This window comes from Streptomyces sp. SirexAA-E (genome assembly GCF_000177195.2).
Classification (GTDB): Bacteria; Actinomycetota; Actinomycetes; order Streptomycetales; family Streptomycetaceae; genus Streptomyces; species Streptomyces flavovirens.
The window spans coordinates 4,577,719-4,597,555 of sequence record NC_015953.1 but is presented as its reverse complement, the minus strand read 5'-3'; the positions used below and the strand labels follow the sequence as shown (position 1 = coordinate 4,597,555).

The window sequence follows — 19,837 nt, the reverse complement described above, 5'->3', positions numbered from 1 at the left end:
CCCGACCGGGCCGGCCCGGTCGCCCGGGGCCGCCGGATGATCCGACGGCCCCGGGCGGGGGGTCAGCGCAGGTGCTGCGGCCCGAAGGCCTGCGGCAGCATCTCGTCGAGCGTGCGGAAACCGTCCGGGGTCTCCAGGACGAGCTCCGGCCCGCCGAACTCGTACAGCAGCTGGCGGCAGCGGCCGCACGGCACGAGGGGCGCTCCCTCGCCGTCCACGCAGACGAAGTGGGTCAGCCGGCCGCCGCCCGTGGCGGCCAGCTGGGAGACCAGTCCGCACTCGGCGCACAGGCCCACGCCGTAACTGGCGTTCTCCACGTTGCAGCCGACGAGGGTGCGGCCGTCGTCGGCCAGGGCGGCGACACCGACCTTGTAGCCGGAGTACGGGGCGTACGCCCGGGACATGGCGTCCCGGGCGGCCGTCCGCAGGGCCTCCCAGTCGACCGGCGCCTCGGCCCCGGTCACTTGCCCTCGCCCTTGCGGTACGGCACACCGTCCGCCTTGGGCATCCGGAGCCGTTGCGCCGACAGGGCCAGGACCAGCAGCGTCGTGACGTACGGGGCCGCGTCCACGAACTGGCTCGGGACCTGGTCGGTGAGCGCGTACCAGGTGAACAGCAGCGCCGAGACGGCCGCCGAGATCACCGCGGCGACGTACTTCTTCCGGTACAGCTGCCAGAAGACGACGATCACCAGCAGGATCGCCAGGAGCAGCAGCATCGCGTGGACGTTGTCGGCACCGCCGCGCAGCTTGAGGCTGTCGGTGAAGCCGAAGAGGCCCGCGCCCAGGGCCATGCCGCCGGGCATCCAGTTGCCGAAGATCATCGCGGCGAGGCCGATGTATCCGCGGCCGCCGGTCTGGCCCTCCTGGTAGATCCCGGTCGCCACGATCGCGAGGAAGGCACCGCCGAGTCCGGCCAGACCGCCCGAGACGGTCACGGCGATGTACTTGTACTTGTAGACGTTCACGCCGAGGGTCTCGGCGGCCACCGGGCTCTCGCCGCAGGAGCGCAGCCGCAGACCGAACGCGGTACGCCACAGCACCCACCAGGTCACGGGGATGAGCAGCAGGGCGACGACGGTCAGCAGGGACAGCCCGGTGAAGACGCCGCCGATGATGCCGGCCAGGTCGGAGACGAAGAACCAGTGCCGTTGTTGCAGGTCCTGCATCCAGTCCGACAACCCTGGAATGGTGATCTTGTCGATCGGGTCGATGCGCGGGGACTGCTTGGAGGAGCCGCCCTCCGCGTCGGCGAAGGTGAAGTTGGAGAGGTAGCGGGTGACGCCGACGGCGAGGATGTTGATGGCCACACCGGAGACGATGTGGTTCACGCCGAAGGTGACGGTGATGACCGCGTGCAGCAGACCGCCGAGCGCGCCACCGAGGATGCCGAACAGCACGCCCACCCACGGGCCCCACTGGAAACCGGCCCAGGCACCGAACCAGGTACCGAGGACCATCATGCCCTCGAGCCCGATGTTGACGACGCCGGCCCGCTCGGCCCACAGTCCGCCGAGTCCGGCCAGGCCGATCGGTACGGCCAGCTCCAGGGCGCCGTGCACCTGGCCCACCGAGGTCACGTCGTTGGCGCCGCTGATGAGCCGGACCAGCGACACCAGGGCCAGTGCGCCGGCGATGATCAGCAGGACGACGGGCAGGGAGAGCTTTCGGCGGCCACCGCCCTTCGGCGGGGCGACGCGAGCGGCGGAGACTTTGCTGGTGCTCACAGGGCCGCCTCCTTCTCGGTGGTGAGGGCGTGACCGGCGGCGAGTTCCTCGCCGACCTTCTGCTGCTGGCGGCGGGTCGCGTAGCGCCGGACCAGTTCGTAGCTGACGACCACGGAGATCACGATGAGGCCCTGCATGATCGTGGCGATCTCCTTCTCGTACCCGAACTGGTCGAGTGCGGAGGAGGCCTTGTCGAGGAAGGCGATCAGCAGGGCGCTGAGGGCGATGCCGAGCGGGTTGTTCCGGCCCAGCAGGGCGATCGTGATGCCGGTGAAGCCGATGCCGGTGGGGAAGTCGAGGCTGTAGGTGTGCGTGTCACCCAGCAGCGTCGGGAGGCCGGCCAGGCCGGCGACCGCGCCGGAGATCAGCATCGAGGTGAGGACCATCTTCTTGGCCGACACACCGGACGCCTGTGCGGCGCTCTCGCTGGCGCCCGTGGCGCGCAGGTCGAAGCCGAACCGGGTGCGGTTCAGCACGAACCAGTAGACGAGGCCGCAGGCCGCGGCGACGAAGGTGAAGCCGTAGATCTCGCCGGCCTCGACGCCCATGGACAGCCCCGGGAACCAGCCCGACTCGGGGATCTTGCCCGTGGTCAGGTTGTTGGAACCGGCGGCCTGGTCACCGAAGTTCTTCGGCAGGATCAGCCAGGCGATCAGCGCGGTCGCGATGGAGTTGAGCATGATCGTCGCGACGACCTCGCTCACCCCGCGGGTGGTCTTGAGGAAGCCCGCGATCCCGGCCCAGAAGGCTCCGACCAGCATCGCGACGACGACGATGAGCAGGATCTGCAGCGGTCCGGGGAGATCCACACTGGCGCCGACCAGGGCGGCCATCATCGCGGCGAGGCGGTACTGGCCGTCGACCCCGATGTTGAAGAGGTTCATCCGGAAGCCGACCGCGACCGCGAGGGCGGCGAGGTAGTACGTCCCGGCCTGGTTGATGATCAGCACCTGGACGTCGGAGTACGACGCCTGCTCGAACATCAGCCGGTACGGCTCGACCGGGTTGGTCCCGGAGGCGAGCAGTACCAGGGTCGTGAGCACGAACGCGACGACCAGGGCGAGCACCGGGCCGGCGAAGCCCAGGATCAGCCGGTCCTTGTCGAATTTCTTCATCGGGCCTCGTCCTCCGGTGCTGCTTCGAGGTGACCGGCGGCGGCGCCGGTCATGGCCGAGCCCAGTTCCTCGGGGGTGATGGTGGCGGGGTCTGCGTCGGCGACGAGCTTGCCCCGGTACATGACGCGCAGGGTGTCGGAGAGCCCGATGAGCTCGTCCAGGTCCGCGGAGATGAGCAGGACGGCGAGGCCCTCGCGGCGGGCCTCGCGGATCTGGTCCCAGATCTGGGCCTGCGCGCCGACGTCCACACCGCGGGTGGGGTGGGCGGCGATCAGGAGCTTGGGGTTGTGGCTCATCTCGCGGCCGACGATCAGCTTCTGCTGGTTGCCGCCGGACAGCGAGGCCGCGGTGACCTCGATGCCGGGGGTGCGCACGTCGTACTCGCGCACGATCCGCTCGGTGTCGGCGCGGGCCGCCTTCGGGTCCAGCAGGAAGCCGCGGCTGTTGGGCTTCTCCGTGACGTGGCCGAGGATGCGGTTCTCCCACAGCGGGGCGTCCAGCAGGACGCCGTGGCGGTGGCGGTCCTCGGGGATGTACCCGATGCCGTCCTCGCGCCGCTTGCGGGTGGGGGCGTGCGAGATGTCGTCGCCGTCCAGCGTGATGACGCCGTCGTCCGGGTCCCGCATCCCGACGAGCGTCTCGATCAGCTCGGTCTGGCCGTTGCCCTCGACGCCCGCGATACCGAGGACCTCGCCCTTGTGGATGGTGAAGCCGACATCGGAGAGCACGTCGCGCACGACACCGTCCGGGTCGGTGGCACCGAGGGAGAGCCCCTCGACGCGCAGCATCGGCACGTCCGTCACCGTGGACTCACGGGTCTCGGGCGAGGGCAGCTCGCTGCCGACCATCAGCTCGGCGAGCTGTTTGGTGGTGGTGTGCGCGGGGTCGGCGGTGCCCACCGTCGTACCGCGGCGGATCACCGTGATCTCGTCGGCGACGGACAGCACCTCGCCGAGCTTGTGCGAGATGAAGATGACGGTGAGGCCCTCGGCCTTGAGCTCCCGGAGGTTCGCGAAGAGCGCGTCGACCTCCTGGGGGACCAGGACGGCGGTCGGCTCGTCCAGGATCAGGATGCGGGCGCCGCGGTAGAGGACCTTGAGGATCTCCACGCGCTGGCGGTCGGCGACCCCGAGGTCCTCGACGAGCGCGTCGGGGCGCACCCCGAGGCCGTAAGCGTCGGAGATCTCCTTGATCTTCTTGCGCGCCGCGGAGCCGATGCCGTGCAGCTTCTCGCCGCCGAGGACGACGTTCTCCAGGACGGTGAAGTTGTCGGCGAGCATGAAGTGCTGGTGCACCATGCCGATGCCGCGCGCGATGGCGTCTCCCGGGTTGCCGAACGAGACCTGCTCGCCGTCCACCGCGATGGTGCCCTCGTCCGGCTTCTGCATGCCGTAGAGGATCTTCATCAGGGTGGACTTGCCGGCACCGTTCTCGCCGACCAGGGCGTGGACCGTGCCCTTGCGGACGGTGATCCCGATGTCGTGATTGGCGACGACTCCGGGGAAACGCTTGGTGATGCCGTGCAGTTCTACGGCGGGGGGACTGCTGGACGCGTTGATGACGCACTCTCCTTGGCCGGACAGGAGCGGGAGCACAGGGGCAGAGGGGCGGGGTGAAGTTATCGCGCCCGAGGGCTGTCTACACGCGTAGCGCTGCCGAATCGTGAAGCTCAGGGCCACGACCGCGGTCCGGACACGGTCCGGGCCGGTACGAGCAGGGCACCGCTTGGGGCACAACTTCTTCGGTACTGCTTGGTACTGCTCGACCGCCCGTGACGTTCCGGTACCTCTCGGTACCGCTTCGGTACGTCTTCGACGAGCACCCCACGGGCCCGGAGCGGCGACGGGTGCGCACTCCGGGCCCACGGGAAACCAGCCGATCGGACCTGAGTCGTTACGGGGTGGTCTTGACGGTGATCGTGCCGTCGACGATGCCCTTCTTCGCCTTGTCCACGGCGGCGATGACCTCGGTCATCTTGGTGAAGGCCGGGTTGGACACGGACAGGCCGACGCCGTCCTTGTCGAGGCCGTAACGGACCTCGCCGGACTGCGGCTTGCCGTCCTTGATGGACTTGATCAGGTTGAGGACGGAGTCCTCGACGTCCTTGGTGACCGAGGTGAGGATCGACTCCTTGTAGGCCTTGAGGCCTTCCTGCTTGTACTGGTCGGAGTCGACGCCGATGTTCCACTTGCCGGCCTTGGAGACGGCCTCTATGGCACCGGTACCGGCCAGACCGGCGGCCGAGTAGACGACGTCGGCGCCCTTGTCGAGCTGGCCCTGGGCGGCGGCCTTGCCGAGGTCGGGCTTGGCGAAGCCGGTGAAGTCCGGCGGCTGGGTCAGGTACTGCGGGAGTACGTTGACCGAGGCGTCGGTGTCCTTGACACCCTGCTCGAACCCGGCCTGGAACTTCTTGATCAGCGGGGTCTCGACACCGCCGATGAAGCCGACCTTCTTGGTCTTGGTGACCTTGGCGGCGGCGACGCCGGCGAGGTAGGAGCCCTGCTCCTCGTTGAAGACGATGTTGGCGATGTTGTCGCCGGTCACCGAGGAGTCGTCGATGATGCCGAAGGTGGTCTTCGGGAACTTCGCCGCGACCTTCTCGATGGCGGGTGCGTAGGCGAAGCCGACGCCGATCACCGGGTTGTTGCCGGCGCGGGCCAGCGAGGTGAGGCGCTGCACCTTGTCGGCGTCCGACTCGCCCTCCGAAGGCTCGGCCTCGGTGCCTTTGACGCCGAGGTCCTTCTCGGCCCGGTGCAGGCCCGCGTAGGCGGCGTCGTTGAACGACTGGTCCCCGCGTCCGCCGATGTCGTAGGCGATGGCCGTCTTGCCGCCCTTGGAGTCGGACGAGGTGTCCGACGAGGACGAGGACGACGATTCGCCACACGCGGTGACACTGAGCGCGAGTGCCGCGGACATGACGCCCACGGTGGCAATCCTGGTGATCCGGCGCAAGGGAAGGCTCCTTCAAACCTGACCGAAGCGCCTCTTCCGGCGCTGGTTTCGCCGCGATCGTAACGCGCGTAGATGTCAGATAAACACCTGTACGGAAGCCGTTATCGGATCGTCGCGAACAGAAGGTGTCGTGGCGGGTTCCTATCGGTTGCCGTCGAGCAGCGCGGAGGCGGTGAACAGTTCCACACCCACCGTGATGGCCTCCTCGTCGACGTCGAAGTTGCCCCGGTGCAGGTCCAGGCCGCGGGTGTCTCCCGGCGTCCGGACGCCGAGCCGGGCCATGGCCCCGGGGACCTTCTCCAGGTACCAGGAGAAGTCCTCGCCGCCGAGGCTCTGCTCGGTGTCCTCGATCGCATACGATCCGCGCCGGATCGTCATCGCGGCGTCCAGGAGGCCGATCGTCTCCGCCTCGTTCACCACGGGCGGGACGCCCCGGACGTAGTTGATCTCCGTCTTGGCCCGGTACATTCCGGCCACCTCGTCGATGGCCGCGTGGACCATGTCGGGCGCCTGCCGCCAGCTCTCCAGATCCAGGCAGCGCACCGTGCCGGAGAGCTCGGCGTGCTGCGGGATGACGTTGGGAGCGTGCCCGGTCTGCAGCCGCCCCCAGGTGACGGCGAGTCCGGCCCGCGCGTCGACGCGGCGGGCGAGGAGCGCGGGCACGTCGGTGGCCACCCGGGCCGCGGCGGTGACCAGGTCGGTGGTGAGGTGGGGCCGGGCGGTGTGCCCGCCGGGTCCGTCCAGGGAGATCTCCACCCGGTCGCAGGCGGAGGTGATCGGACCGATCCTGAGCCCGATCTTCCCGACGTCCACCTTGGGATCGCAGTGCACCCCGATGATCCGGCCGACGCCGTCCAGCACCCCGGCCGCGACCGCGTCGGCGGCTCCGCCGGGCAGCACCTCCTCGGCGGGCTGGAAGAGCAGCCGCACCGGGTACGGCAGCAGCCCCTGCCGGTCCAGCTCGCTGAGGACCAGCCCGGCCCCCAGGACGCAGGTGGTGTGGACGTCGTGCCCGCAGGCGTGCGCACGGTCGGGCACGGTGGACCGGTAGGAGACGCCGGCCTTGGTGTCCGGGATCGGCAGGGCGTCGATGTCCGCCCGCAACGCCAGCATCGGCGTCACCCCGTCCCACTCCCCCACGTCACAGATCAGCCCCGTGCCCCCGGGCAGCACCTTCGGCACCAGACCGGCCTTCTCCAGCCGCGACTTGATGGCCGCGGTGGTACGGAACTCCTGGTTACCCAGCTCGGGGTGCATGTGCATGTCGCGCCGGAACGCGATGAGCTCGGCACGCAGGTCGTCGGGGAGTGTGCCGGGCATGGCGGCCTCGGCGTGGGGTGCGCGGGACTTCAACTGGTTCACCCAGTGAAGGGTAGGCCCCTTGGCCCCCCAACTGGCCACAGATCAACAAAAGTTCAGCCGCACAGGCGAACAAAAGATGGTGTCCAGGCGTGTGACGGCCGATCCGGGTGGGTACACTCACGCGTTTTCGCGCCGCCCGCTCGGCGCCGGGGGTCACCGCGGTTCCGAGCCTGTCGGCGACGCGGGAAGCATGCGCACCGGGGCCTGGCCGCCCGACCGCGGGCCACTCGACGGGCTTCAGGCGGCGGCCCCCTCGCCCTCCGAGATCAGCTGCTGGATCGCGTCCCCGTACCGGGCCACGACGGCCTGCGGGTCGGCGGCGAGCAGCACCGGGTCCTGGACCACGTGCATGCTGGTGAGCAGCCCGCCGAGCTGGGCGGCCACCAGATGGGCCCGCACCTCGGCGTCACCGCCGGTCAACCGCCGTACGAGCGGCCGGGCGAACACCTCGTCGATCGTCGACCGGAGGTTGCGCCGCACCTCGTCGCGGTCCGAGGCGCGGAACAGCGCGGCCAGGGCCGTCACCGCCAGGGCTCCCGTCCTCGTCGACGGCAGGCAGACGACGTGCTCCACGATCGCCCGGCCCATGCCGTCCAGCGGACCCTCCATGACCCGGACGGCCGGCAGGTCGACCGTCATGGTCTCCAGGAACAGCTGCTCCTTGGATCCGAAATGACGGATGACCAGGGCGGCGTCCACGCCCGCGCGGGCGGCCACGGCGCGGATGCCGACGGCGTCGAAGCCGGACTCCCCGAACAGCTCGCGGGCGGCGTCGAAGATCGTGCTCCGGGTCACCGCCGCCGGCTGCCGGGGCCTGGCGGCCCGGGGTCGCGTACTCATGGCGAACAGCGCTCCTCCGTCGTCCGATCCGTTAAGTCATCATAGATGACTTACGCTTGTCATCAATGTTGACCATCCTCGCGGCCATCGCGGGGCGATCGGAGGAAGAGCTGATGAACCGCTTGAAGGACAAGGTGGCGATCATCACGGGCGCGGGCAGCGGCATCGGCCGGTCCGCGGCGGAGCTCATGGGCGCGCAGGGTGCCCGCGTGGTGGTCGCGGACCACGACGCGTCCTCGGCCGAGGACACCGCCCGCGCCGTCGAGGAGGCGGGCGGCCAGGCGCTCCCGTACACGGTCGACGTCATGGACGACACGTCCGTGGGCGACATGGTCGAGGCGGCGGTCCGGGCCTTCGGCCGGCTGGACGTCCTCTGCAACCACGTCGGCGGCACGAACCCGCGCAAGGACCTGGACCTGCTGCGCCTGGACATGGACGAGTTCGGCCGGGCCGTGGACCTGAACGTGCGCTCCACCCTGACGGGCTCCCGGCACGCCGTCCCGCACATGATCCGGGCGGGCGGCGGCTCGATCATCAACACGGCGTCGGTGGCCGGCCTGGTCGGAGACGTCCTCCAGATCTCCTACGGGGCGGTCAAGGCGGCGGTCGTCAACATCACCAAGTCCATCGCCGTCCAGTACGGCCCCCGGGGCATCCGCTGCAACGCGGTGGCCCCGGGGACGATCATGACCCCGGCCCTGCTGAACAACCTCCCGGCCGAGGTGATCGAGGCTCTGAAGGGGTACAACTCGCTGCCCTACCTGGGCGCTCCGGAGGACATCGGCCACACCATGGTCTTCCTCGCCTCCGACGAGTCCCGTTACCTCACGGGGCAGCTGCTGGTGGTGGACGGGGGGATGACGAGCCAGTCGCCCGCCGTTCCGGGCCGGCGGGCGATGCTTCCGTCGGAGTAGTCAGGCCCTGACAGCAGGCGGAGCATCCCGCATTCGGCGCACTCGACCGTCGGGCGGCGCCGGGGCGCTCCCGGCACTTCGGCAGGCGCCCAGGGCAGCAGAGGGCAGGCGCCCGGGGGCCGCTTCGGGCCCGGGACCCGGGGCCGGGGAACTTCCCGGCCGGCCCGGGGCCTCGGCCCGGCTGCCGTTCCGCTCGCGCCAGAGGGTCAGGAAGCGTCCCGCTCGGACATCAGAGCCCGCAAGGGCGGGGACAGTTCACGCACGGGCTCCCCGGCGTCCTGGGCCGCCCGCACCTCGGCGAGGTAGGCCAGGGCCGCGGCCCGGAGGCGGGACGACCGCGCACCGCGGCGGGCTCCGGCCACCCATACGGCGACAGCGGCGGGGACGGCCAGGACGAGAGCGGCGTAGCCGAGCGGCTGGTCGGAGACGTGGGCCCAGAGGGCGCCCCCGGCCCCGGCCGCGAGTAGCAGCGCGCCGCCTTCGAGGTGCCCGCCCCCGGTGCCGTCCGCCTGCTCGCGCTCCCAGGCGACGACCTCGGCCGGTTTGCGGGGTACGGCCTGAGCGGTACCGGCAGCGGGCGCGGAGGCGCTCTCCGCTCGGACCCGGGCGGGGAGGTCGGGCAGCGGCGTCCGCTCAGGCCCTTCCGGGCCGGTTCTGCCCACCAGCCAGTCCGGTACGTACACCAGCGCCAGGCCGTGCGCCCGCGCCAGGGCGAGGACCTCCCGGTAGGCCGCGAAGACCGGGTCGCGCCGGGCCCGTGCCCCCAGGACGACTCCCCGGGCGATCACGACGCCCGCCAGGACGGCGACCGCGCCCGCGGCGAGGAGGAGTGCCTTCCGGTGCTCCGTGAGCCCGGGGGAGATCTGGTCGGCCACCGCGAGACCGGCGGCCACGATCAACAGCAGGACGCCGAGGCAGCTCCCGCCCGGCGCACCCCCCGAAAGCACCGCGCGCCCGCGACCGAGCAGCGCGCGGACCTGGAGGTCATCGGTGAAGTCGACGCCGACACGTTCACCGACATCCCGCACGGCTCGGTGAAGAGCCGGATCCCCACACAGGTCGGCCCCCCTGACCGGCAGCGGATCCTCCGGGGCGTCGGCATCGTGGCTCGCTGTCATGGCCACAGCGTATCTAGGCGGTACGGGGGGGGCGGAGCTCGTGATGTGCCGGCCACGAGCATCGTGCGGCGAGCCGCGCTCAGGCTCCACTTAGGCTGCTGCCATTGGCCAACGCATCACTGTGGGGGGTACAGGGCTGATGAGCCATGCGACGGAAGACTTCCAGCCGCTCCAGGCCGACGATCCGCCCGTGGTCGCGGGCTATCGGCTCGCGGCGCGACTGGGCGCCGGGGGGATGGGCCGGGTTTATCTGTCGCACACGCCGGGCGGCCGTCCCGTGGCGGTCAAAGTCGTGCGGCCCGAACTCGCCGACGATCCGGGCTTCCGGCGAAGATTCGGCCGGGAGATCAAGGCGGCCCGGCGGGTGCGGGGCGCGTACACCGCCGAGTTGGTCGACGCCGACGCGGACGGCGTACCACCGTGGCTGGCCACGCTGTACGTGCCGGGGCCCTCACTGACGGAGGCGGTGGCCCGGCGCGGGCCGTTGCCCGTGCCCGCGGTGCTGTGGCTGATGGCAGGGGTGGCCGAGGCGTTGCAGGCGATCCACGCCGAGGGCATTGTGCACCGGGACCTGAAGCCGTCGAACGTGCTCCTAGCCGCCGACGGCCCACGGGTGATCGACTTCGGTATCGCACTCGCCGCCGACGGGACCTCGTACACGGCCACGGGGGGTTCCATCGGCACGCCTTCCTTCATGTCCCCGGAGCAGGCGTCCGGCAGCGAGATCACGGCGGCGACCGACGTCTTCGCGCTCGGCCAGACGGCGGCGTTCGCGGCGCTCGGCAAGCCGCTCTACGGCGATGGTTCGGCCGTCAACATGCTGTACCGGATCGTCCACTCCGAACCCGACCTGTCGCTACTGCCCGAGACGCTGCGTCCGCTGTTCGCCCGGTGCCTGGCCACCGATCCCGCCGAGCGGATCACACCCGTGGAGGTCGTGGAGTGGTGCCGCCGACAGCTGGGGGCGGAGGCGGGTGCGGGGCCCGCCGTGTGGAGGGACATCACCGGACCGGAGGCCGAGCTGCCGGAGCCGGTACCGGTACCCGCGCCGACACTGGCCTACCAGCAGTCACAGGTGCCCACCTCCGCCTATCCGCAGCCGCAGCCGCAGCCCGGCCGGCCTCGGCAGCCGTTCGGATGGCCGCAGCCGACGCCGGAGCAGCGCAGGGCCCGCAAGCGGCGCACCGCCCTGATCGCGGCCGCCGGTGTGACGGGGGGCGCGCTGCTCGTGGTGGCACTCGCCTGGTCCGTCATGGAAGCGAAGAACCGGCTCGACGACCGGGTCACGGCCGGATCGAGGCACACCGCACCGCCCTCGGCGTCCGGACCTGGGTTCCCCTCGGGCTCTTCGTCGGATGCCTCGGACTCGTCGGACACGTCGGCAGCCGACGCCACCGGCGATCACACGTCCGGGGACGACACCTCGTCGGCGAACTCCTCCGGGGAGCCTCAGCCTGAGCCGTTCCCACTGGTGTCGCTGGACGCGAAGAGTTCACTGAGCCTCGAAAGACTGGACCCGGTGCTTCCGAACCGAAAGGGCGACATCCGCTTCGGTTGCGCGTCGGTCGGCTGTGAACTGGACAGCGAAGACACCGTGTTCATCCAGATGGCCGGAGCACACGGCACCACCCTGGACGATTGCCGCTTCATGCTCAAGAGCGCCAAGAAGCTTGGATACAACAGCCTGCCGCTGGCCGCGGCAGCGGCCGGCACCGAGATCTGCATGCAGGACACCGAAGGCGACATCGGTCTGTACGTGATCCAGACGAAGTCGACCGCCATACCGGAACTCGCCTTCCTGCAAGGAGACCTGACCATCTGGCGGGATGCGGCCCGGTAGGGCTCCCGGCTCGCCCGCGATGTGTGCCTCGGTGGACACCTGGTCGAGCCGGCCCATCCGCGATGCGCTTTCGTGTCTTGCGGCGCACCGGTGCTCAGGGGACGGGGGGCGGCTCCTCCAGCCCGGTCGGTTGCACGGTGTACGGACCGCCGCGCTCGGCCTTCACACCGGTCACCGCGAGCTGGGGACCCGATGACAGGTGTACTCCTCCTCCCCCTGCGGGCGCAGGAGTCGTGGATGCCCACCCGACCCGACCGGGCTCATCGCTGCGAGCGTCCGCTTGCCCCTCGGTGCCCCCGTCAGTCTCGGACGAGACAGAACGGGTGCCCTGCCGGGTCGGCGAAGACGCGCCAACTCCGTTTCCCGTCGCCCTCGTCGAGCAGTGTGGCGCCCTGGGCGAGAACGTCTTCCTGGGCTCGTTCCAGGTCGTCGACCCCCAGGTCGAGATGGAACTGCTGGGGCCGGGCGGGGTCCGGCCACCGTGGTGGCCGGTGGTCTTCCACCCGCTGGAAGGCGAGCACGAGTCCGTCGGTGTGGAGCGTCGCCCAGCCGTCACCGACCGACCACCGCGGATCCGGCTGGTTCACCACGCCGCCGAGAAGCGCCTGGTAGAACCGGGACAGCTCGGCGACATCGGCACAGTCCAACACCACACACTGCAGTTCGGCGATCACGAAGGGCAGCGTCTCACGACGCCCGGTCACGGTCTACAGCCGGAGTACCGGGGCAAGGCGTCCCCGGGCGGGGACCCCAGGCCCTCACCCCTCCGTCACGGCCGTCACCCGCCAGGGCGCCAGCCGCTGCACGTCCCGGGCGGTCTCCGTGACGCCGCGCAGGAATCCCTGGGCGCGCGGGGAGGCCGTGTCGCGGAGCCACTCCGGGGCTATGTCGCACACCGCGACCTTCACGCCCGTGCCCGCCAGGGCCAGCGGAAGGGTATGGACCACGGTGGACGGGAAGCTCAGGACCGTGTGGCCGATCGGCCCCCGGCGGGCGATGAGTTCCAGCGGGAGGTCGGGGCGCACGATCTCCAGGCCGGTGGCGGCCTCCAGCGCGTGGAGCTTGTCCGCGGACTCGCGCCGGTGTGCGAAGTAGCGGGTCGCCCCGTGCGTGCGGGCCAGGGTGGCCACCGCCTCCTGGTACGGGACCGGGTCGACCACGCCCGTCTCCACCAGCGACGTGCCGACCAGGTCGGCGCCCTTGGTGAGGGAGGGCGGGCCGAAGCGGGCACGGGTCCAGGCGAAGGTGTTGGCCGTGACCACGACGCCCTCGGGCGCCCCGACCGGCATCGCCGTGAACACCTCGACCGTACGGGTCGCCGACGGCACGAAGCTGCGGCGGGCCGCGGTGGTGACCGGGGCGAGCAGCAGCTCGCGCGGGCCCCGGCCGCCGCGCCGGTGCCAGCGCACCAGGCGTTCGCCCCGGACCAGCTGGGCGACGAACTCCATGGTGGCCGTGCCGTCGTCCACCACCGTGACCCGGCGGGTGCGGACCAGGGAGAGCAGCAGTTGCACGTACCGGGAGAAGGGGTCCCCGATGACGACGCGGTCGGCCTTGCGGATCAGTCCGGTCAGCGCGCGCAGGGCCTTGAGAGGCGCGCCGGTCTCCCCGCGCGCCTCCTGCCAGCGGACCGCGGTGCCCTCGTCGCGGGCCAGCTCCGCCATCCTGCGCAGCTGTCCGCGCGACATCGGGTCGACCGGGGGGAGGACGACGACGACCGTGCTGTCGTGTTCTCCCCGGCTGTGGGTCCACTCCAGGACGTTCAGGAGCTGGACCGGGCTCTCGACGAAGGCGAGGTTCACCGGTCGGCCCGTCAGACCGCGACCGGCTCGGCGGCCGGCGCGTTCTCGGTCTCGGCGACGACGCCCGCGACCCGGCGGAGCTTCTTCATCGGGCCGAGCTCCGACTCGTAGACCTTCTTGACGCCGTCACCGAGGGAGGCCTCGATGGTGCGGATGTCGCGGACGAGGCGCGTCAGGCCCTGCGGCTCGACGGAGGCGGCCTGGTCGGAGCCCCACATGGCGCGGTCCAGGGTGATGTGGCGCTCCACGAAGGTGGCGCCGAGGGCGACGGCGGCCAGCGTGGTCTGGAGGCCGGTCTCGTGGCCGCTGTAGCCGATCGGGACGTTCGGGTACTCCTGCTGGAGGGTGTTGATGACGCGCAGGTTGAGCTCCTCGGCCTTGGCCGGGTACGTCGACGTGGCGTGGCACAGCAGGATGTTGTCGCTGCCCAGCACCTCGACCGCGTGCCGGATCTGACGGGGCGTCGACATGCCGGTGGAGAGGATGACCGTACGGCCGGTGGCGCGCAGCGCGCGCAGCAGCTCGTCGTCGGTCAGCGAGGCGGAGGCGACCTTGTGGGCGGGGACGTCGAACTTCTCCAGGAAGGCGACGGCCTCGGTGTCCCACGGGGAGGCGAACCAGTCGATGCCGCGCTCGGCGCAGTGCTCGGAGATCGCGGTGTACTCGGCCTCGCCGAACTCCACGCGGTGGCGGTAGTCGATGTACGTCATCCGGCCCCAGGGGGTGTCGCGCTCGATGTCCCACTGGTCGCGCGGGGTGCAGATCTCCGGGGTGCGCTTCTGGAACTTGACGGCGTCGCAGCCGGCTTCGGCGGCCACGTCGATCAGCGCGAGGGCGTTGTCGAGGTCGCCGTTGTGGTTGATGCCGATCTCACCCGTGACGTAGACGGGGTGGCCGGGACCGGCGGTGCGGGTGCCGAAGGTGCGCAGGCGGGAGGTGTTGCTCATGGTGGTGCTTCCTTACTGGGTGGGGGTGGTGGTGGCAGGGGTCGGTTCGGAGTCGGTGAGGGTGGGGCCCAGCAGCCAGGCCGCGATCTCGCGGATGGCGCCGGAGCCGCCGGGTGTGGTGGTGACGGCGCGGGCCGCGGCACGTACCGAGTCGTGGGCGCCGGCGACGGCGACGGGCCAGCCCGCCAGGCCGAAGCAGGGCAGGTCGTTGACGTCGTTGCCGACGTAGAGCACCCGGCCGGGGTCGACGGACTGCTCCTCGCACCACTGCTTGAGCGCCAGGTCCTTGCGGTCGATGCCGTGCAGAACGGGGACGCGGAGCTTGTGGGCGCGGGCGGCGACGACCGGGTTCTGTTCGGTGGAGAGGATCAGCAGCGGCAGGCCGGCCTTGCGCAGGGCGGCGATGCCGAGGCCGTCCCCGCGGTGCACGGCGACGGTCTCGCGGCCGTCGGAGTCGATGAGGACGCGGTCGTCGGTCTGCGTGCCGTCGAAGTCGAGCACGACGGCGTCGACGTCCGCGCGGGTCGGCAGCGGGGAGGGGTCCAGGAGCGGGGCCAGGGCGCGGGCGCGGGCCAGGTCGTGCGGGTCGTCGATCTCCAGCGCCCGTGCCGGGTCGGTCGCCACGAGCGCGGTGTGGCCGAAGAAGCGGTGGCGGTGGGTGCGGAAGCCGGTGACGTCCATGGCGTACGCGGCGCCGGTCTCCAGGAAGTCCTGCGGGCGGTCCTGGCGCCGGGGGCGTACGGCCTTGTCGTGGTTGACGCCGTAGGTGTCGTCCTCGACCGCGCTGCCGTCGCGCCACACGAAGCCGTGGAAGGGGGCGACGGTGACGGCGCTGTCGGCGCCCTCGCGGGCGACGGCCCGGGCGACGCCGTCGACGTCCTCGCGACTGACGAAGGGGCTGGTGCACTGGACGAGGAGGACCACACCGGCGGTGCGGCCGTGCGCCATCGCCTCGTAGGCGTCCAGGGCGTGCAGGACCGCCGCCTCACTGGTCGCGGTGTCACCCGCGATGGCGGCGGGGCGGGCCACGCAGTGCAGCCGTGCCGACTCCCCCAGGGCACCGGCCGCGGCGCGGGCCGCGTCCGCGATCGCCGGGTCGTCGGTGGTGACGACGACGTCGGTGACCTCGGCGGAGGAGAGGCAGGCGCGGACCGCGCGGGCCACCAGGGGGACGCCGCCGACCTGGGCGAGGTTCTTGGCGGGTACGCCCTTGGATCCGCCGCGTGCGGGGATCACGGCGAGCACGGTGGGGGTCGGTGGCGGGGTCATGGTTGCTCCTGAGGTGGTGGTCACAGCTCCCCCATCCGGCGGATCACCGGGGCGACGCGCTGGACGCCGTGCCGGTAGGCGCCGCGTGCGGCGTTGCGGACGGTCTCGCGGACCGCTCCCCTGACCCGGCCGGGCTCCTTGGGCGCCACGGCGCCGGGCAGCGGGTGGCCGTCGGGGGCCAGGTGGTGGCGGGCGAGGATGCCGGGCAGGTATCCGGGGGCCGAGGCGGGCGTGTAGTACGGCGCGACGGCGGGGAGGGCGCCGGCCGCGAGCAGTGCGCCGACCCGGGCGCGTGCGGTGTCGTAGGCGGTGGCGTACGCGCCGTCGGCGGCGACGCCCTGGCCGGACAGCCACTCCTCGTCGGGGTGCGGGCGGTGCCCGTCGTCGAGCCGGTCCCAGGAGGTGATCAGGCCCGATCCGACGAAGTGGTGGTTGCCGAGGGCTTCGCGTACGCCGAGGTCGGAGAGGACCGCCGTCGGGATGCGGCGGTGCAGGGACTCCAGGGCGGCCGTCGAGGAGACCGTGACCAGCAGGTCGGTGCGGTCCAAGACCTCGCCCATGTGCCCGTACACGAGGCGGAAGTTGGGCGGCAGGCCGCCCGGGAGGCGCTCGGCGAGGCGCTGGTAGGGCAGTTCCTCGATGTGGGTGGTGTGCTCGCCCGGCTTGGAGCGCAGCTTGAGCAGCACCTCGCGGTCCGGGTGGAGCCGGGCGTGCTCGACGAGCCTGCGCAGCAGGTAGGTGCGGTCGGCGCGGGATGCCGGCACGGACGGCTGGGCGGCGAAGACGACCGTGTCGCGGCCTTCCTCGGGGCGGTACGGCTCGCCGCCGAGGAACGGCAGGGCGGCCTCGGTGACGGCCGACGCGTCGGCGCCGACACCCTCGTACACCGCGCGGAAACGTTCCGCGTCGTGGCGGGAGTTGGCGAGGACGACGTCCGCGCCGTGCCGCAGGAGCAGCCCGTCGGCGAGCTTCTCGTAGACGACGCCGACGTAACCGGTGACGAGGACGGGCCTGCGGGGCAGGCGGAGCGCGGCCAGGCCGTGCAGCATCGCCTGGACGGCGCCGCCGACGAGGGCGAGGACGACGACGTCGTACCCCTCGTCCCGTACGGCGTGCAGGAACTCGACGGCGGTCACCTCGCGCACCCGGCCGGCGTCCACACCGACCTCGCCGACCTCGGCGAGCTGCCGGGGGGTGGGGGTGGCCCGGCCCCGCAGCAGCAGTCCGCTGACCTCGACCGGGCGGGCGCCGTCCTCGCCGGACCCGGCGCCCGGGGCGGTCAGGCGGCGCGCGGTGAGCGCGCCCCACTTCCACCGGGTGTCGGAGTCGGCGAGGACGGCGACCCGCAGGGCGCTCGGGGGCGAGGCGGGGACGGGGGCCTGATCGGCCGCATTGCTGGTACGTGGGGGCACGTCCTAGAAGTTAGGAAGCCATTTCGATGCGCGGCCCAACGCGACGGCAACAAATGGTTAACAGCCAGCCGACGGACGGGGAATCGGTCGGCGTGCCGCCGTGAAAGGCCCGCCGTGCGCACCGATTCACCCGCCCGCTCCCCACCGTTCACCTGCCGTACCCGTTCAGGAAAAGGAAAGGGCCGGGCGCGCGCCTAGCGTGAGGTGCGTGGTCAAGCTCTCCGTCATCGTGCCGTTCTACAACGTGCGGGCCTATGCGTCCGACACCCTGAGAAGCCTGCGGGCCAATGCCCGGGAGGATTTCGAATTCATCCTCGTCGACGACTGTTCGACCGACGGGACGGCCCGACTGCTGCGCCGGGCCGAGGACGAGCTCCCCGGGGCGGTGCTGCGCCGGCACGAGACCAACGGCGGTCTGGCGACCGCGCGCAACACGGGTCTGGACGCCGCACGCGGCCGGTACATCGCCTTCCTGGACGGCGACGACTGGGTCGCCCCCGGGCACTACGCCCGGCTGCTGGCCCTGACCGAGGCGCTGGGCTGCGACTTCGTCCGCACGGACCATGTCCGGGCGAACGGCAGGGCGCGGACGGTCCGGCGGGTTCCGCACGGTCCGCGCGGGGTCGTGGGCGACCCCCGGGACGCCATCCTGCCGGCCACGCGCACCACCTCGGTGGACTACGCGTTCGCCTGGGCGGGGCTGTACCACCGCCGCCTCCTGGACCGGGGGCTGCTGCACTTCACCGACGGGCTGCGCACCGCCGAGGACCGGCCGTGGATCTGGCGGCTGCACCGTGAGGCGGAGTCCTTCGCCGTGCTGGGGCTGCTGAGCCACTTCTACCGGCGGGGGGTGGCCACCTCGCTCACCCAGATCGGCGATGTGCGCCGGCTCGACTTCCTCCGGGCGTACGACCAGGTCGTCACGGACACGGCCGCGGACCGCGACGCGGACCTGCTGCTGCCCAAGGCCGTACGCACCTACTGCGCCGTCATCGCCCATCACCTGGGCGCCGTCGACGCGTTCGAACCGGCCGTGGCACGCGAGCTGCGGTCCCGCGGCGCGGCGGCCCTGGGACGCCTGCCCCAGCGGCTGCTGGACGAGGCCCTCGACTCCATGGACGTACAGCGGGCGAGCCGGGTGCGCGGGCTGCGCCGCCGAGCCGTCCTCACGAAGAGGACGGCCGCCGCGTGACCACCCGGATCCTTCTCGCGTCCTCCCTCGCCGGGACGGTGACGCTCGCCGCCGCACTCGACGCCGGCTGCCTGCCCCGCGCGGACCGTACCGTCCTGCTGCTCTGCGACGGCGCCCCCGCCCCGGAGGCCGTGCCGGGCACGGCGGAGAGCTCCGGCTTCGAGCGGCTGCGGACCCGCTTCGACGAGGTGTTCTCGTGGAACGACGCCGTCGCCCCCTTCCATCCCTCCGGGTGGCAGCCCCGTGCCGACGACGTCCCGCTCTGGGAGCGCCACTTCCGGCGGGCCTGGGGCCTCGGGGACGACGGCGTGGAGCTGGTGCTGGAGTCCCCGCACGCGGGCCCGTCCCAGGCGCTCGCCCAGGTCTTCACCGGCGTCCCGGTCGATGTGTACGCCGACGGGCCGGGCTGCTACGGGCCGACCAACGGCAAGGTGCCCCCGCTGACCGGCACCCGGGTTCGCCGGCTGTTCCATCCGGACCTGGTGCCCGGTCTGCGGCCGCTGCTGCTGGCCGAGTACGGGGTGGAGCCGCGGGCCGTGCCGGACGAGGCGATCGGCGCTGTGGTCGCGGAGCTGGCCGGTGCGCCCCTCGATCTGCCGGACGTCGAGGCGCCCGCGCTGCTGCTCGGGCAGGCCCTCGCCGCGTCCGGACTCCTCTCCCCGGCAGAGGAACGGGAGCTGCGCCTGGAGATGGTGCGCGGTGCGGCGGCACTGGGCCACACCCGGCTGGTGTTCGCGCCGCACCCCTGGGACCCGGCGGGGAACGGTGCGGCACTGACCGCCGAGGCGGCCCGGCTGGGCGTCGGCCTCACGGTGCTGGACGCCTCGGTGCCCGTCGCGGCCGAGGTCCTCTTCCGGCGGCTGCGGCCCGCCCTGGTCGTCGGCTGCTCCTCGGCGGCGCTGCTGAGCGCAGCCGCGTTCCACCGCCTGCCCGTGGCGACGGCCGGGACCGGGACGCTCCTGGAGCGCCTCACCCCGTACGAGCACGAGGAGCGGATACCGGTCACGCTCGTCGACGCCCTGCTGCCCCGGCTGGACGACGCCTCGGCGGTCGCCGGCCGGACGGGGCGCGCGGCGACGGAGCTGAGCGGGCTGGTGTCGGCCGTCGGTTTCGCGATGCGGCCGAAGACCGGCCGGGACCTGCGGCCTGCGGCCGAGCGCTATCTCGCCGCGCACCTGGACGGCCACACCTGGCGTTACTTCAAGCGCCGCCGTCTGGCCTCGCTCGCCCTTCCCGGGGTGGTGCCCGCCAGGCTCGCCTTTCTCCGCCGCAACACGGCCGTACGCCGGGTGGCCCGCCGCGCGCGTGCGCTCAGGGACCGCGCCCGCCGTTGATACCGCGCCGCGAG

General features: G+C 72.0%; 17 protein-coding genes. 4 read left to right on the top strand and 13 right to left on the bottom strand.

Annotated elements, in window-relative coordinates; genetic code table 11:
- Positions 1–62: 62 nt before the first annotated feature.
- The 7 genes from SACTE_RS20640 to SACTE_RS20610 form a co-directional block, all read right to left on the bottom strand.
- On the bottom strand, positions 63–464 hold the full coding sequence (locus tag SACTE_RS20640) for a cytidine deaminase (RefSeq protein WP_014047948.1): 402 nt from the start codon (positions 462–464) through the stop codon (positions 63–65).
- On the bottom strand, positions 461–1,726 hold the full coding sequence (locus tag SACTE_RS20635) for an ABC transporter permease (RefSeq protein WP_014047947.1): 1,266 nt from the start codon (positions 1,724–1,726) through the stop codon (positions 461–463). The genes SACTE_RS20640 and SACTE_RS20635 overlap by 4 nt, the downstream gene beginning before the upstream one ends.
- Positions 1,723–2,841 carry an ABC transporter permease gene (locus SACTE_RS20630; RefSeq protein WP_014047946.1) on the bottom strand — a complete coding sequence of 373 codons (1,119 nt, stop codon included), beginning with the start codon at positions 2,839–2,841 and terminating at the stop codon, positions 1,723–1,725. The genes SACTE_RS20635 and SACTE_RS20630 overlap by 4 nt, the downstream gene beginning before the upstream one ends.
- Positions 2,838–4,424, bottom strand: coding sequence for an ABC transporter ATP-binding protein (locus SACTE_RS20625; protein ID WP_050986415.1), 1,587 nt, complete (start codon positions 4,422–4,424; stop codon positions 2,838–2,840). The genes SACTE_RS20630 and SACTE_RS20625 overlap by 4 nt, the downstream gene beginning before the upstream one ends.
- A gap of 310 nt (positions 4,425–4,734) precedes the next feature.
- Positions 4,735–5,793, bottom strand: a complete 1,059-nt coding sequence (locus tag SACTE_RS20620; protein ID WP_014047944.1) for a BMP family ABC transporter substrate-binding protein — start codon at positions 5,791–5,793, stop codon at positions 4,735–4,737.
- 141 nt (positions 5,794–5,934) lie between these two features.
- Positions 5,935–7,146 (bottom strand): amidohydrolase, encoded by a 1,212-nt coding sequence (locus tag SACTE_RS20615; RefSeq protein ID WP_019993569.1) that lies wholly within the window; start codon positions 7,144–7,146, stop codon positions 5,935–5,937.
- Between the two features lie 246 nt (positions 7,147–7,392).
- The gene (locus SACTE_RS20610) at positions 7,393–7,995 is read right to left on the bottom strand and encodes a TetR family transcriptional regulator (protein ID WP_014047942.1); all 603 of its coding nucleotides are present in this window, start codon (positions 7,993–7,995) and stop codon (positions 7,393–7,395) included.
- 113 nt (positions 7,996–8,108) lie between these two features.
- Between SACTE_RS20610 and SACTE_RS20605 the strand changes: the two genes are divergently transcribed.
- Complete coding sequence (locus SACTE_RS20605; RefSeq protein WP_014047941.1) at positions 8,109–8,909, top strand: SDR family NAD(P)-dependent oxidoreductase; 801 nt, start codon at positions 8,109–8,111, stop codon at positions 8,907–8,909.
- 206 nt (positions 8,910–9,115) lie between these two features.
- Here the strand turns inward: SACTE_RS20605 and SACTE_RS20600 are convergent, their stop codons facing one another.
- A complete protein-coding gene (locus tag SACTE_RS20600; protein ID WP_014047940.1) occupies positions 9,116–10,027 on the bottom strand; it encodes a hypothetical protein in 912 nt (303 codons plus the stop codon).
- Between the two features lie 139 nt (positions 10,028–10,166).
- Between SACTE_RS20600 and SACTE_RS20595 the strand changes: the two genes are divergently transcribed.
- Positions 10,167–11,867, top strand: a complete 1,701-nt coding sequence (locus SACTE_RS20595; RefSeq protein ID WP_014047939.1) for a serine/threonine-protein kinase — start codon at positions 10,167–10,169, stop codon at positions 11,865–11,867.
- Between the two features lie 299 nt (positions 11,868–12,166).
- Here the strand turns inward: SACTE_RS20595 and SACTE_RS20590 are convergent, their stop codons facing one another.
- From SACTE_RS20590 to SACTE_RS20570, 5 genes are all read right to left on the bottom strand, one after another.
- The gene (locus SACTE_RS20590; protein WP_026359194.1) at positions 12,167–12,541 is read right to left on the bottom strand and encodes a VOC family protein; all 375 of its coding nucleotides are present in this window, start codon (positions 12,539–12,541) and stop codon (positions 12,167–12,169) included.
- 84 nt (positions 12,542–12,625) lie between these two features.
- Positions 12,626–13,669 (bottom strand): hypothetical protein, encoded by a 1,044-nt coding sequence (locus SACTE_RS20585; protein ID WP_014047937.1) that lies wholly within the window; start codon positions 13,667–13,669, stop codon positions 12,626–12,628.
- An 11-nt stretch (positions 13,670–13,680) separates the two neighbouring features.
- Entirely contained in the window at positions 13,681–14,616 is a 936-nt protein-coding gene (locus SACTE_RS20580; RefSeq protein WP_014047936.1) for an N-acetylneuraminate synthase family protein, read from the bottom strand.
- 12 nt (positions 14,617–14,628) lie between these two features.
- Positions 14,629–15,885: an acylneuraminate cytidylyltransferase gene (locus SACTE_RS20575; protein WP_014047935.1), complete on the bottom strand. Its 1,257-nt coding sequence runs from the start codon at positions 15,883–15,885 to the stop codon at positions 14,629–14,631.
- Positions 15,886–15,905: 20 nt separating this feature from the next.
- Positions 15,906–17,297 (bottom strand): DUF6716 putative glycosyltransferase, encoded by a 1,392-nt coding sequence (locus SACTE_RS20570; RefSeq protein ID WP_014047934.1) that lies wholly within the window; start codon positions 17,295–17,297, stop codon positions 15,906–15,908.
- Between the two features lie 208 nt (positions 17,298–17,505).
- Here SACTE_RS20570 and SACTE_RS20565 point away from each other — a divergent pair, with 208 nt between their 5' ends.
- Positions 17,506–18,489 carry a glycosyltransferase family 2 protein gene (locus SACTE_RS20565; protein ID WP_014047933.1) on the top strand — a complete coding sequence of 328 codons (984 nt, stop codon included), beginning with the start codon at positions 17,506–17,508 and terminating at the stop codon, positions 18,487–18,489.
- On the top strand, positions 18,486–19,823 hold the full coding sequence (locus SACTE_RS20560; RefSeq protein WP_014047932.1) for a polysialyltransferase family glycosyltransferase: 1,338 nt from the start codon (positions 18,486–18,488) through the stop codon (positions 19,821–19,823). Before SACTE_RS20565 ends, SACTE_RS20560 begins: the two co-directional genes overlap by 4 nt.
- Positions 19,824–19,837 lie beyond the last annotated feature (14 nt).